Annotated in this window: 10 protein-coding genes; 9 read left to right on the top strand and 1 reads right to left on the bottom strand. The window is 47.6% G+C overall.

Annotated features, from left to right (window positions below):
- The 4 genes from AC4E8D_RS17675 (at window position 1) to AC4E8D_RS17660 (ending at window position 6,823) form a co-directional block, all read left to right on the top strand.
- Entirely contained in the window at window positions 1–915 is a 915-nt protein-coding gene (locus AC4E8D_RS17675; protein ID WP_490205024.1) for an FAD binding domain-containing protein, read from the top strand.
- 33 nt (window positions 916–948) lie between these two features.
- Window positions 949–3,363 (top strand): molybdopterin cofactor-binding domain-containing protein, encoded by a 2,415-nt coding sequence (locus AC4E8D_RS17670; RefSeq protein ID WP_490205023.1) that lies wholly within the window; start codon window positions 949–951, stop codon window positions 3,361–3,363.
- Complete coding sequence (locus AC4E8D_RS17665; RefSeq protein ID WP_221821545.1) at window positions 3,360–3,878, top strand: (2Fe-2S)-binding protein; 519 nt, start codon at window positions 3,360–3,362, stop codon at window positions 3,876–3,878. Before AC4E8D_RS17670 ends, AC4E8D_RS17665 begins: the two co-directional genes overlap by 4 nt.
- A 365-nt stretch (window positions 3,879–4,243) precedes the next feature.
- The gene (locus tag AC4E8D_RS17660) at window positions 4,244–6,823 is read left to right on the top strand and encodes a glycosyl hydrolase (RefSeq protein ID WP_490205022.1); all 2,580 of its coding nucleotides are present in this window, start codon (window positions 4,244–4,246) and stop codon (window positions 6,821–6,823) included.
- A gap of 106 nt (window positions 6,824–6,929) precedes the next feature.
- Here the strand turns inward: AC4E8D_RS17660 and AC4E8D_RS17655 are convergent, their stop codons facing one another.
- Window positions 6,930–7,550 (bottom strand): YczE/YyaS/YitT family protein, encoded by a 621-nt coding sequence (locus AC4E8D_RS17655; protein ID WP_490205021.1) that lies wholly within the window; start codon window positions 7,548–7,550, stop codon window positions 6,930–6,932.
- Between the two features lie 122 nt (window positions 7,551–7,672).
- On the opposite strand from AC4E8D_RS17655, the gene paiA reads away from it, so the two are divergent.
- The 5 genes from paiA to AC4E8D_RS17630 all read left to right on the top strand — a co-directional run bounded on the left by paiA (window position 7,673) and on the right by AC4E8D_RS17630 (window position 13,317).
- A complete protein-coding gene (gene paiA, locus AC4E8D_RS17650) occupies window positions 7,673–8,191 on the top strand; it encodes a spermidine/spermine N(1)-acetyltransferase (protein WP_490205020.1) in 519 nt (172 codons plus the stop codon).
- Between the two features lie 691 nt (window positions 8,192–8,882).
- Window positions 8,883–9,965 (top strand): class II fructose-bisphosphatase, encoded by a 1,083-nt coding sequence (glpX, locus tag AC4E8D_RS17645; protein WP_076217229.1) that lies wholly within the window; start codon window positions 8,883–8,885, stop codon window positions 9,963–9,965.
- A gap of 280 nt (window positions 9,966–10,245) precedes the next feature.
- Complete coding sequence (locus AC4E8D_RS17640; RefSeq protein WP_490205019.1) at window positions 10,246–11,295, top strand: LacI family DNA-binding transcriptional regulator; 1,050 nt, start codon at window positions 10,246–10,248, stop codon at window positions 11,293–11,295.
- Between the two features lie 53 nt (window positions 11,296–11,348).
- A complete protein-coding gene (locus tag AC4E8D_RS17635) occupies window positions 11,349–12,521 on the top strand; it encodes a Gfo/Idh/MocA family protein (RefSeq protein ID WP_145321882.1) in 1,173 nt (390 codons plus the stop codon).
- Window positions 12,522–12,591: 70 nt separating this feature from the next.
- Window positions 12,592–13,317, top strand: a complete 726-nt coding sequence (locus AC4E8D_RS17630; protein WP_490205018.1) for a ThuA domain-containing protein — start codon at window positions 12,592–12,594, stop codon at window positions 13,315–13,317.
- Window positions 13,318–13,412 lie beyond the last annotated feature (95 nt).

Here is a 13,412-nt window from a genome sequence, read left to right as displayed (position 1 = left end):
ATGGTAACACCGGCATACGGTTCTGGAGCATTGCCATCGGTATGGCAGCCTGAGAATCTTCAAGAACTGCAAACGTTGAGAAGTAGACTCAAGGGTATATGTTGTTTCACGGCAGGTGGAACATTGCTAAGAACCCAGTGGGAGGGCGGCTTGGTTCCAGCGCCTGAACACATGATTAGCCTGGCTCGTATTCCTGAAATAAGCGGTGTATCTACTCGTGGAGACGAGATGGTCATTGGAGCCATGACCCGATTAAAAGAATGTGCTGCACAAGTGTTGCTGCATCAACTGCCGATCCTGCAAGAAGCGGTGAATGCAATTGCTGCTCCTTCCATTCGAAATGTGGCAACCATTGGCGGGAATATTGTATCCGGAGTAGGAGATACGTTGCCTGCTTTGCTTGTATATGATGCGGAGCTGCACTGGTTGACTGACAACGGAATAGAGATTCGTAGTGTGTCTTCCTGGCTTCAGGGTGGACGGGATGGCAGCCGTAATCCAGGGGACGTATTAATCTCGATTCATATTCCGATGAGACCGTCCTCTATGCTTGATGTGGAAGGTGAGTACAGACCTGCTGCACGAGCAGTTTCCTTTTATCGCAAGCTGGGTCGACGGGAGACGTTCAGTGCATCGCTGGTGACGGTTGCGTTATACGGTGAGATTGATTCGGATAACCGCTGGACCAAGATTGCGATTGCGGCTGGCGGGGGCTCAGGCATGGCGATGCGACTTCTGGAGTCAGAACAACAGCTTCTTGGTAACGAAGTTTCTGTCATGCAAGCCGCGGCTCTTTCAGCTGCTGTGGCTGATGAGTTTACAACGTATGATGATGCATTTGCAACAGAACAATATCGCAAACAGACCGCAGGCAATATGCTTGGTGCTGGGCTATGGGAGGCACTTCACGAATAGAAGACTTCGATCACACAAAGGGGGAGAGGGATCATGCTGCTGAACCGGAAACAGAGCGGGAAACGTTGGCACCTGCGGCCAGATGGGGCGCCCAAAGTAACAGGCCAGCTTCAATATCTGACGGATATGACGCTACCTGACATGATTCATGGCAGAGTATTGCGAAGTGAATATCCTCATGCTCGCATTCTGTCTATAGATACTTCGGAAGCTGAGGCGTTGGAAGGTGTCTATGCGGTTCTGACCTCCAAAGATGTGCCTGGTCTGAATCGTTTTGGTATTGCGACCCCGGACCAGCCTGTGTTCTGTGAGGATATTGTGCGTTATGTCGGTGACGCCATTGCAGCGGTTGCTGCGGATTCCCCGGAACGTGCGGCGTTTGCACTGGATACGATCCGTGTAGTGTATGAGGAACTCACACCTCTGAATAGTACAGACGCTGCCTTGGCTCCAGGTGCACCAGAGTTACATGAGCATGGTCCAGGCAATGTGCTGCATCGCACGGAGATCAAACGTGGAGATGCCGAGCAAGCTTTTGCCACGTGTGATCATATCGTGACAGAGACGTATTATACGCCTCGTCAGATGCATGCGTACATGGAGACAGAAGGTGGCCTGTTTGTCCCGGATGAAGAGGGGAGGCTGAATGTATACGCGGCAACGCAACATGGTTATAAAGACCGGATGCAGCTTGCGCGCATCATTGGTTGTCCTGAAGAAGATATCCGGGTGGTGTCTTCACCGATTGGTGGTTCATTTGGCGGAAAAGATGAACTAAACGTACAGCCCTATGGTGCACTACTGGCCTTGAGATGCCGACGTCCTGTGAAAATGCATAATTCTCGTAAAGAATCCGTACGTGCAGGGCTGAAACGTCACCCAATGAAGATTGAAATGCAGACTGGCATGAGTCGAGAAGGCATCATACAGGCGCATCGTGTCCGCATTACAGCAGATACCGGAGCGTATGCCACACTTGGTGCACCCGTGCTGAACTTCTGTACCGAGCATTGCCTTGGACCCTACGCTATTCCGAATGTGGATGTGGAAGGTGTATCTGTGTATACGAATAACGGGCTGTCAGGTGAGTTTCGCGGATTTGGCGGGAATCAGGCGATTTTTGCCATGGAAGGCCAGATGGATCGGCTTGCAGCAATCATGAACATGGACCCTTGGGAGTTCCGCAGACGTAATATGAGGGAAAAGAATGATCCTGGACCACTGAATCAACGCATTCTGGTTACGGATGGACTGTCCCAAGTATGGGAGGCATTGGATCGCTCCGAACTGTGGCAAAAACATCAGAGTCCCCCGGCAGATCCTTCTCTGCCTCCATGGATCAAGCGCGGAGTCGGAGCAGCCATCGCTATGCATGGTGCAGGGCTGGGTTATGGCATTCCAGATCCTGCGGGAGGCCGCCTGTCCCTGAACAACGAAGGTAAGATTGAGGTGGCGTTCAGCTACGAGGAATTTGGTCAGGGGCTTATTGCAACGCTGGAAATTATGTTATGTGATCTGTTTCAATGCAGTACATCGGATCTCAGTATCATCATCGGAGATACGGATCGTGTGCCACACAGCGGATCAAGCACAGCTTCACGTTCAACAACGATGGCATGGATGGCTCTTCAACGCTTGCAGACTCCATTTCGTTCCCGTGTTCTCACTGTCGCGTCTGAAATGTCGGGCATTCAGGCGGAGCAACTGGTGACAGGACCTGGCGGTGTATGGCGTAAAGACCAGCTTCCTGGTGAAACTCCTGAAGTGGAAACAGCTGGGCAAGGGGCAGGAACGAGCGAGAAGGAGGAAATGCAGGCGCTGAAGGGAGTAGATCAAGATTCTGCAGCAAAAGAAGGAGTTCGCTCATGTGCTGTGGTTTCGTATGCGGAGCTTGTCATGCAGGGCGAGCCCGATGAATGGATTTTCGATACAAAGTTCGATTACCCAACTACGCCGGACAATGTGGTAGGCGGGCATTATCTGTATACGTATGCGGCGGTTGCGGCAGAGGTGGAAGTGAATACTTTGACCGGAGAAACCAAGCTGCTGGATACGCGCCATGTTGTTGCGGCAGGCCCGGTTATCAACCCTATGGGCTATATCGGACAGATTGAAGGCGGCAGTGTCATGGCGCTTGGATTCACGTTAACCGAGGATGCGGTGATGCAGGACAGCCGTTATGTAACCACCAACCTCGACACGTATCTGATCCCAACCATTCAGGATATTCATACCAATCTGGAGGTTGAGGCAATTGAAGACTTGCCAGAAGGTGATGCGTTTGGCCCTAGGGGGATCGGTGAAATTGGCTCCGTTGCGCTTGCGCCGGCCATAACAGCTGCAATTCATCAGGCAACAGGCGTATGGGTTAACCGTCTTCCTGTACCGAGGGAACAACTGGTCAGACCTTTAAATGTACCTTTGCAGGAAGGAGTGAGTCCATCATGAGTAAGCCAATTGATAATCACTGGACAGCCGTGGTGAATGGCGAGCAGAAACATCTGGAGATTGCACAAACGACCCGACTTGTCGATGTGCTTCGGACTCATTTGCAGCTAACGGGTACCAAAGTATCCTGCGAAGTTGGTCGCTGCGGCGCATGTATGGTTCTGATGAATGGAGAGCCTGTGAATTCCTGTCTTGTCATGGCTTATCAATGTGAAGGCAGTGACATTATGACGATTGAAGGTCTGCACGGCGAGGAGAAAGGCACTCTGCATCCAATTCAACAGGCTTTTGTAGAGGAAGGTGGTTTTCAGTGCGGCTATTGTACTCCGGGCATGGTGATCTCAACCAAGGCATTACTGGATGCACATCCTGAGCCTTCTCAAGAACAGATTGAAACGGGATTGTGCGGGAATCTGTGTCGTTGTACCGGCTACGGTGGCATTATTCGGGCGGTACGCAAGGCAGGGGAACGCTGTGTGATAAAGGAAACATCTCCCGAGGAATCCGTTAGTTGAGCCGGGACGCAGGACGTAGACATAAAAAAAGATGAATTGAAGAAACGCACTTTGAAAAAGCACCCGATCCAGGAATGCTTTTTTTGTTTTTGTAGGTTTTCTGCCAAGTACATTCATCAAACGGGAGACGAAGTTTAGGCCCGAAACTGGTTAGATAATGAACCGTTTTCGAATTGTCTTCAATATTGGTGGGACGATGGACAAATGGCGTTCAAAGTACTGGTACAAAAGAATTTCAAACATTCTTATTCACCATATATTTACAAATATTGGTGTGCGTGCTATGTTTAAAATGAAAGCGCCATCATGAATGGGTTCATTGACATTTCATTATCATATTTCACTTGGGAAGGAAGATGGAATTGATGAAAAATTTGCTCAAAAAGGCAACCGCAATGATGCTGGCATTGGTCCTACTGCTTGGATTAATGACAGCGCCCGTTCATGCAGACACACCATTGTTCACCATCGAAAGCGAAGATGCTCAGCTCACCCCGGATCTTCAAGTGGTTACTTCAATCTATGGGCAACCCAAGCCCGGATTCTCAGGGGCCGGATTTGTCTGGATGCAGAACTCTGGCACATTAACCTTCACAGTGACTGTCCCGGAAACCGGCATGTACGCGATCTCCACACGATATATGCAGGAGCTCAGTGCAGATGGAAGGTCACAAAATTTAATCGTAAACGGTGTTACCAAAGGTTCGTATATGCTTCCGTACACGACAACGTGGTCAGACTTCGATTTTGGCTTTCACAAGTTGAATCAGGGTGCCAACACAATTGAGCTGAAGGCTGGCTGGGGCTTCGCGTATTTTGACACCTTCACAGTGGATCATGCTGATCTGGATCCTCTGAATGTGCAGCCAGTTCTCACTGATCCTGAAGCTACACCGGAAACTCAAATTTTGATGAATTATTTAACCGAGGTATACGGAAACAACATTATTTCTGGTCAGCAAGAGATCTACGGAGGAGGGAATGACGGAGATACAGAGCTTGAATTCGAGTGGATTCATGATCTGACTGGAAAGTATCCGGCTATCCGTGGCTTTGATCTGATGAACTATAATCCGTTGTATGGTTGGGAGGATGGTACAACCGATCGTATGATTGATTGGGTGAATAACCGTGAAGGTATTGCAACAGCTTCCTGGCATATCAATGTACCTCGTAATTTCAATACGTATGAGCTTGGGGACTTTGTGGATTGGAAAGAGGCGACCTACAAGCCAACAGAAACGAATTTTAATACAGCAAATGCGGTAATTCCCGGTACGAAAGAGTATCAATACGTGATGATGACCATCGAGGATCTGGCAGAACAATTGCTGATTTTGCAAGACAACAACGTACCGGTTCTGTTCCGTCCCTATCATGAAGCAGAAGGCAACGGGGGACTGAACGGGGAAGGGGCATGGTTCTGGTGGGCTTCGGCAGGCGCAGAAGTGTACAAAGAGCTATGGGATCTGCTGTATACCGAACTTACGGAGACGTATGGTTTGCACAATCTGATCTGGACCTACAACAGCTACGTATACAGCACTTCTCCTGCCTGGTATCCGGGTGATGATCAGGTAGATCTTGTCGGATACGATAAATACAATACGATCTACAACCGTTATGACGGTTTGTCTGGCGTACCGAATGAGGATGCGATTACATCGATTTTCTATAAGCTTGTTGAGTTGACGAACGGTACGAAAATGGTAGCCATGACGGAGAACGATACGATCCCAAGTGTGAAAAATCTGACAGAAGAGAAATCAGGATGGCTGTACTTCTGTCCTTGGTATGGCGAACATCTGATGAGTTCTGCTTTTAATTACCCGGCAACATTGAAAACGCTTTATCAAAGTGATTATGTCATTACGTTGGATGAGCTGCCAAATCTAAAGGTTAACAATCCCAACCCCAGTGCATCCATTACACCTGGAAACGTTGAATTTGACAAACACACACCCAATCAAAGCGATAAAACCGTAACCGTGAATGCAAACGGCAATACGCTAACTGCTCTCCGGGCAGGCAACAATGCGTTGACCGCAACGACAGACTTTATTTTGAACGGAAGCACATTACTGTTGAAAAAAGCTTATCTGGCAACCCTGCCAGTTGGTGAGCATTCGATTGTTTTGGATTTTAATCAAGGTCAGGACCCTGTGTTAAAAGTCAAAATTGTGGATTCAACACCGGGTACAAATGCTGTGATTTCTCCTGTGAATGCAACATTTGATAAAGCGACGACTCCGTCACAGGATATTAACGTAGCTCTCACCCTAAATGGCCGTCAGCTTACAAGCATCACAAAGGGGAATGTTACGCTTGTATCAGGTCAGAATTATACAGCGTCCAGCTCTGCTGTTGTTCTGAACCATTCCTACCTTGCTGCACTGCCGCTGGGCGAGAACGTATTGACCTTTCACTTTAATGGAGGCAATAACGCTGAACTTGCAGTGAATGTAGTAGACAGCACGGTTACTGTACCTGCGGGGGATTTGACGATTCAAGCTTTTAACGGCAATACAAGTGCATCCGCCAACGGTGTCTCACCCAAGTTCAAATTGATCAACTCAGGCAATTCGGCTATTCCGTTGAGTGATGTAAAACTCCGGTATTACTATACCATTGACGGGGAGGAAGCTCAGAGTTTCTGGTCCGACTGGGCCAGTATGGGCAGTGCGAATGTAACGAGCCAATTCGTTAAACTGGCGACTCCAGTTGCCGGAGCGGATCATTATCTTGAAGTGGGCTTTACAAGTGCAGCGGGATCACTGAATGCAGGCCAGAGCGCAGAGGTTCAAGCACGTTTTTCCAAAAACAATTGGACGAATTACACACAGACTAACGATTACTCGTTCAAGGCATCCGGTAGTCAGTTCGCAAACCATGATAAGGTTACCGGTTATGTGAACGGCCAGCTGGTATGGGGAATTGAGCCGTAAAAGGTAGAAAGAACGTTTAGTGAGCTGGATCAGGGTTGAAACCTCTGATCCAGCTTTTTATTTTGTAGACGGTGTACACTCATTAGATCGAATGTTCTTTCTCATGCTAAGTGCTCGACGATGTATCCATGTCTCTTAATATGTGATCTATTATCTTTTTCGTATGGCCCATGATGAACTGAAGAAGTAGACCCGCAAAACATACGGTTAACAACGTTCCAAGCCCGATCGGTCCACTGAGCAGAAACGCCAGAATCAAAAATACAAGGTAAATGAATGTTCTTGATATAAATAAAGGAGTTCGAGTGAGTTCATGCAGGATTAATGTTAAGCGGTCAATCGGAATGGGTGCGAAGTTAGTCTGCAAATAGATTGCTGTACCGATACTGATGATCACTAAACCAATGACAAAAGTCATCAATTTGGTGTACCAAACTTCGGGCGTAATCAAGAAATCAGATACATAAAGCCATATATCAATCCCCACACCAGTAATGAATGCGGTGACGAGTCCCAGAAACTCGGGTTTTTGCTGCTTCAACAGCGAATTGCATCCGATTAACAGGAAAGCAAGGATGACTTCCCAGCTCCCTACACTTAGGCCTACATGTTGTGACAACCCTACCAGCAGTGCGTCAAAAGGTGAAGTACCCAGTCCAGATTGAATGGTAAGGGAAATACCAAGCGTTAAGATTAGAATACCTGTGACAAAAAGAACATATTTCAATTCATTCAACCTCTTCTTTTATATTATGTTGCAAATACAACAAAATTGAGTTAAATTCAATGTAATACTTTTTTATTGCATTTGCAACAAATGATTAACTTGATAAAGGAATGTGATTATAGATGAAGATTCGTATAGGGATATGTACCATCGAACAGGTGTGTGAACTGCAGGAGATTAGTTATGAGACGTTTAATGAAACGTTTAAAGCGCAAAATTCACCCGAAAATATGAAAGCTTATCTGGAAAAGGCGTTTAATCGGGAGCAATTAGAAACGGAACTATCCATTGCGGATTCACAATTTCTTTTTATTTATGTCGATAATCAAGTTGCTGGTTATATGAAGGTGAATATTAATGATGCTCAATCTGAGAAGATGGGGGAGGAATCCCTTGAGATCGAGCGGGTATACATCAAGAAAGAGTTCCAAAAACATGGGCTGGGTAAGGTACTGCTCCTTAAAGCCATAGAGATGGCAACAGAGCATCACAAAACGAATATTTGGTTAGGCGTGTGGGAGAAAAATGAAAATGCCATCGCATTTTATGAAAAGATGGGGTTTGTTCAGACTGGAGCCCATGCCTTTGTTATGGGAGATGAGGAACAGATTGATTTGATAATGACCAAAACGATACTATAACTGGATCATCGAGGGAAAAGCTTGGGAGAAAAATGCTATTGAGCAGAATTCTTTCGGGCTTTTTTATGTTTAGTCAAAACCATTGAATAATAAAATGAAGAAATAGATGAAGATTAATACATAATAAATATTATGTAAACTTATTATTTTCGATGACCTCCATAAGCTGCATCTATGGCTTTAACAAAAGTTAAAGGCCTGATTAATACATCATTGTCGGTATAAATTAGCTCAATAATCGTGAAGGTAATAAGCTGATCCCAAGGATCATCAATACAATTTATTAGTTTATTTCTACGTTTGGACAGTCAGCCGAAAATCGTTTTCGTTCGTAGTCCGTTAGATAGCGTTACGTTCTTAATAATCAGTACATAAGTTGTATATACCTCATGTTAAAAGAACTTTTTACGCACGAAACGGACGTGTTAATCCACCATGTTGAATTATTTTGTTTTTGAGCGGAAAATGGAAAATAAAATTAATATTATAAGTAAGAAATCAGGAGGATTGGACGCTTAACATCAGCCCAAAAAAGGAGCGAAATTGATCAATATATTAATTGGATAAATAAGGTATACATCGTTGAAAAGGCGCTACTACGCCGATTATAGATCAATTTCATATGGATTTGCGATGGATTTAGTACCGCTTTCACGTTATGCTTTTGGAAATTGGAAAGGAAGTGGGAAAAATGGAACGCGAACTGGCGTTGGAAATTGTCAGAGTAACAGAATTGGCTGCGTTAGCCTCAGCCCCTTGGATGGGACGAGGCGACAAGAACAGTGCAGATGAAGCGGCTACTTTGGCCATGCGCGCCATGTTCGATTCCGTGTCCATTCGCGGCACGGTGGTAATCGGTGAAGGAGAAATGGATGAAGCACCCATGTTGTACATCGGCGAGGAAGTGGGCAACGCTGAGGGGCCTGAGGTTGACGTGGCTGTAGACCCGCTCGAAGGTACAGAAATCGTAGCCAAAGGACTAAACAACGCTCTATCGGTTATTGCAGTGGCGGGAAAAGGTAACCTGCTCCATGCACCGGACATGTATATGGAGAAACTGGCGGTAGGGCCTGCGCTTGTAGGCAAGGTCAGCATTGAAGACCCGGTTGAAGTCACACTGGAGAAAGCCGCTGCCGCATTGAACAAAAACATCTCGGATCTGACAGTGATGATTCTGGATCGTGTACGACATGAGAGCACCATCAAGACGCTTCGCAAGGTTGGCGTGAGAATTAAGTTCCTCAGTGACGGTGATGTTGCTGGGGCGATGGCACCGGCCTTCCCGGAGGCAGGCATTGATCTCTATGTCGGATCTGGAGGAGCGCCAGAAGGTGTGCTGGCTGCCGCAGCGCTATCTTGCCTTGGGGGTGAGATTCAAGGTCGCCTGATGCCTGCCAACGCAGACGAATTCCAGCGCTGCTTGCAGATGGGAATTGACAATCCTTACAAAGTGTTAACGATGCAGGATATGATCGGCACGGAGGACGTCATTTTTGCCGCAACAGGTGTGACGCCAGGTGAGATCTTGGGAGGAGTACGGTATCTTGCGGATGATCGCGCCGAGACGGATTCGATTGTTATGCGTGCCAAAACCAAAACAATTCGGTTTATTCGTTCCCAACACTTCCTGCCGAACAAAGAAGTACTGCACAAAGTAAGACAGCTCCAATCCACGCCAGAACCCTCGGATCGCATTCCGAGTCATGCGAAAACAAAGGAGCAGGCTGAGTTCAGCCAATCCTCCGTTGATCTTGGCGTTACAACGACGTTGTGAGCTGTACTCTCCAATTAATCGAACAAATAGGATCAACCGTAATTGTTGTAGTGTGTTTGATAAGTAACTTGAACCCCTAAAATTACAGGTGCTCGGATTCAATGAAAGTACCATCTCTGGCATGATAATAATGAGGGCTTGGATTAACCCAAACCCTCATTATTTTTTATGTTAAAAGCATTGACAACGGTTACATAGCATGAGAAAATGTACGCGCGTACATAAATATCGATTTTAATTACTACATCATTAATAGGTGAGCTAGAAGGGGGTGAAATTCATGGCATCTCGTAAAGAAGTGGCTGATCTTGCGGGTGTTTCCGAGGCGACGGTCTCCCGGGTGCTGAATGGGGTAGGTCCTATTAAAGAAGAGACACGCCGCAAGGTTCTTGAAGCTTCCGAACAGTTAGGCTATGTGCCCAGCGCTCTTGCTCGCAGTTTTGCCAGAAGTAAAAGTGGGAATCTTGGCGTGGTATTACCTTATGTTCCGAAGGCGCATCTGTTCTCGGCGTATTTTTTCTCGGAAATGCTGAGTGGGATTGGGAGCAAAGCCAGAGACAATGGCATGGACCTGTTGGTTATGTTCCGAACACCCGGTGAAGTGATGAATTATACAGATCTGTTCCGGCGTCAGAAAGTGGATGCCTGCATTATCCTTGGTGCCAGAGATGATCCTGAAGAACTGGCGGCCATGCAGCAGCTTCACCAGGAAGGACACCCATTCTGTGTCATGAATCAGCATTTTGAGGGGCAATCGTTCACGGAAGTGGATGCGGATCATGTGGAAGGAAGCAGGCTTGCCATACGTCATCTTACGGATCAGGGGTATCGCAAAATCGCTTTTCTCAATGGTCCGGACAGCTATTCCAACAGCCAGGAGCGAATGGAAGGTGTCTGTCTTGGCCTGCAAGAAGCAGGTATGGAGCTGGACCCGAGTCTATTGCTTGAGGGGAATTATAGTAGACGAAGCGGCACTGAGGCGGCAGCGATTGTAGCAGATCGCCTACATGAGATTGATGCTGTATTTGCGGCCAATGACCGGATGGCAATTGGGGTCATGCATGGTTTGCGTGAGCGGGGAATAGGGCCTGCGGATTTTCCGGCATTTGTGGGTTATGACGACTCCGATGCCGCCGAGATGGCGGTTCCGCCGCTGAGCAGCGTCAGGGTTCCATTTTTTGAGATGGGTGAACTTGCAGCTTCGAAGCTTATGCATGAGTCTGTGGGTGACACACATAAAGCGAATAACTCTGTTGTAACGGTAACCGAATCAGCGAGAGCGTTGTTGCCTACCGAACTGATCATCCGTGCTTCTTCTATCCGTCAATAGTTTATTGGTACACCTATAGAAAGACTTTTTATATTCCAAAGGAGGAAGTGACCATGTCAAATCGTCTTCGTGTCGGAATGGTTGGATACAAGTTTATGGGGAAGGCCCACAGTAATGCCTATCGCAGTCTGCCGATGTTTTTCCCGTCTGCTCCGCTGCAGCCTGAGATGTCTGTGATCTGTGGACGTAACGAGCAGGGAGTACAGGAAGCAGCGAATCAGTTCGGCTGGTCCGAAAGTGTAACGGATTGGCGTGAACTGGTGAAGCGGGATGATATCGATCTGATTGATATTAACGCGCCAAGTGATGCCCATAAGGAAATTGCGTTGGAAGCAGCTCGTCAGGGCAAACATCTGTTTTGTGAGAAACCACTGGCCCTGTCACTTGCGGATTCGCGTGAGATGCTTCAGGCAGCAGAGGATGCTGGAGTCGCACATATGGTCGGGTTCAACTACCGTTTCTCACCAGCGGTGCAATTAGCGAAGGATCTGGTGGAGAGCGGACGATTGGGTAAGATCTATCATTTCCGTGCTTTTTTCTTGCAGGACTGGATCATGGACCCTTCGTTCCCGCTGGTATGGCGTTTGCAAAAAGAAGTGGCTGGCTCCGGTTCCCATGGGGATCTGGGGGCGCACTTAATCGATCTGGCTCGTTTCCTTGTTGGTGAATTCCAGGAAGTCATCGGCATGAGCGAAACCTTTATCAAAGAGCGACCGCTTGCATCTGAGATGACCGGACTAAGTGCAAAGGGCAGTTCCAATGCAGATGCACCGAAGGGAGAAGTAACTGTTGATGATGCCACGCTTTTCTTGGCACGATTCGCAGGAGGTGCGCTAGGAAGCTTCGAGGCTACACGTTTTGCAGCAGGTCATCGCAGTACGAACTCGTTTGAGATTAACGGTAGTCTGGGTAGCGTACGATTTGATTTTGAACGGATGAATGAACTGGAAGTCTATTTTACAAAGGATGAAGAGGACGTACAGGGATTCCGTCGTGTACTGGCGACTGATCCGGCACACAAATATTCCGAAGCTTGGTGGCCTGCCGGACATACGATTGGATTCGAGCACACGTTCACACATGAAATGCTGGAGCTGGTGACAGCGATCTCTGAAGGACGACAACCATCACCGAGTTTCCACGACGGGGTCGCCTGTCAGGCTGTACTGGAAGCGGTAGAACGTTCGGTAACAGAACGGCGTTGGGTGACGCTTGAAGAGATGTGAGCAAGCAAGGCAGTGACGTCAGGAATAGGGTTGAACACAACTAAACTAGGCGAAAGCGAGTGAATAAACGATGAGTAAAGCACTGATTGTATGGGGCGGCTGGGATGGACATGAACCGGAGCAGGTAGCAGCGATTTTTGAACGTATTTTGAAGGAAGAGCAGTTTGAGGTTGAAGTCTCGAATACGTTGGAGTCTTATGCGGATGCAGAGAAGCTGATGGGTCTGGATTTGATCGTGCCTTTGTGGACAATGGGACAGATTGAGCAGGAGCTGGTCAATAACGTATCAGCGGCTGTTCAGAGCGGTGTGGGCTTGGCTGGTATTCATGGTGGCATGTGTGATGCCTTCCGAAATAACGTGGACTGGCAGTTTATGACGGGTGGACAATGGGTTGCTCATCCAGGCAATGATGGTGTGGAGTATATGGTAAACGTGAAGCGTGGCTCTAGCCCGTTATTGGATCATATTGAAGATTTTCAGGTGAAAAGTGAACAGTACTACCTGCACGTAGACCCGGCAGTGGAAGTGCTAGCAACCACTCGTTTCCCAGTGGTGGCTGGTCCGCATGCGGCGAATGGTCCTGTAGATATGCCTGTTGTCTGGACGAAACGCTGGGGCGCAGGGCGGGTATTCTACAACTCCCTGGGGCACCATGCAGACATTGTAGACATGAAACCCGTGACTGAAATGATGCGCAGTGGTTTCAAATGGACAGCAGCAGGCAAAGAGCTTGCCAAGAGTCGAGTAAGTGCATCAACAGAAGTGTACACAGGTATGGCGGACAACCAGAACTAATGAGATTATAGCTTGATTGCAAACGTAACTTCAGTATTAACCATTCATCCTCAACGGATAAACCATTTCTGATCCACGGCGAAGGGAGCCCCAGG

Source organism: Paenibacillus sp. SRL342, from assembly GCF_984798905.1.
This window is presented reverse-complemented; position numbering and strand designations above follow the sequence as displayed.

What these genes read in the sequence shown, in the direction of transcription:
- AC4E8D_RS17675 (WP_490205024.1), top strand. Translation starts at nt 1, where the DNA reads ATGGTAACACCGGCATACGGTTCTGGAGCATTGCCATCGGTATGGCAG.
- AC4E8D_RS17670 (WP_490205023.1), top strand. Translation starts at nt 949, where the DNA reads ATGCTGCTGAACCGGAAACAGAGCGGGAAACGTTGGCACCTGCGGCCA.
- AC4E8D_RS17665 (WP_221821545.1), top strand. Translation starts at nt 3,360, where the DNA reads ATGAGTAAGCCAATTGATAATCACTGGACAGCCGTGGTGAATGGCGAG.
- AC4E8D_RS17660 (WP_490205022.1), top strand. Translation starts at nt 4,244, where the DNA reads ATGAAAAATTTGCTCAAAAAGGCAACCGCAATGATGCTGGCATTGGTC.
- paiA (WP_490205020.1), top strand. Translation starts at nt 7,673, where the DNA reads ATGAAGATTCGTATAGGGATATGTACCATCGAACAGGTGTGTGAACTG.
- glpX (WP_076217229.1), top strand. Translation starts at nt 8,883, where the DNA reads ATGGAACGCGAACTGGCGTTGGAAATTGTCAGAGTAACAGAATTGGCT.
- AC4E8D_RS17640 (WP_490205019.1), top strand. Translation starts at nt 10,246, where the DNA reads ATGGCATCTCGTAAAGAAGTGGCTGATCTTGCGGGTGTTTCCGAGGCG.
- AC4E8D_RS17635 (WP_145321882.1), top strand. Translation starts at nt 11,349, where the DNA reads ATGTCAAATCGTCTTCGTGTCGGAATGGTTGGATACAAGTTTATGGGG.
- AC4E8D_RS17630 (WP_490205018.1), top strand. Translation starts at nt 12,592, where the DNA reads ATGAGTAAAGCACTGATTGTATGGGGCGGCTGGGATGGACATGAACCG.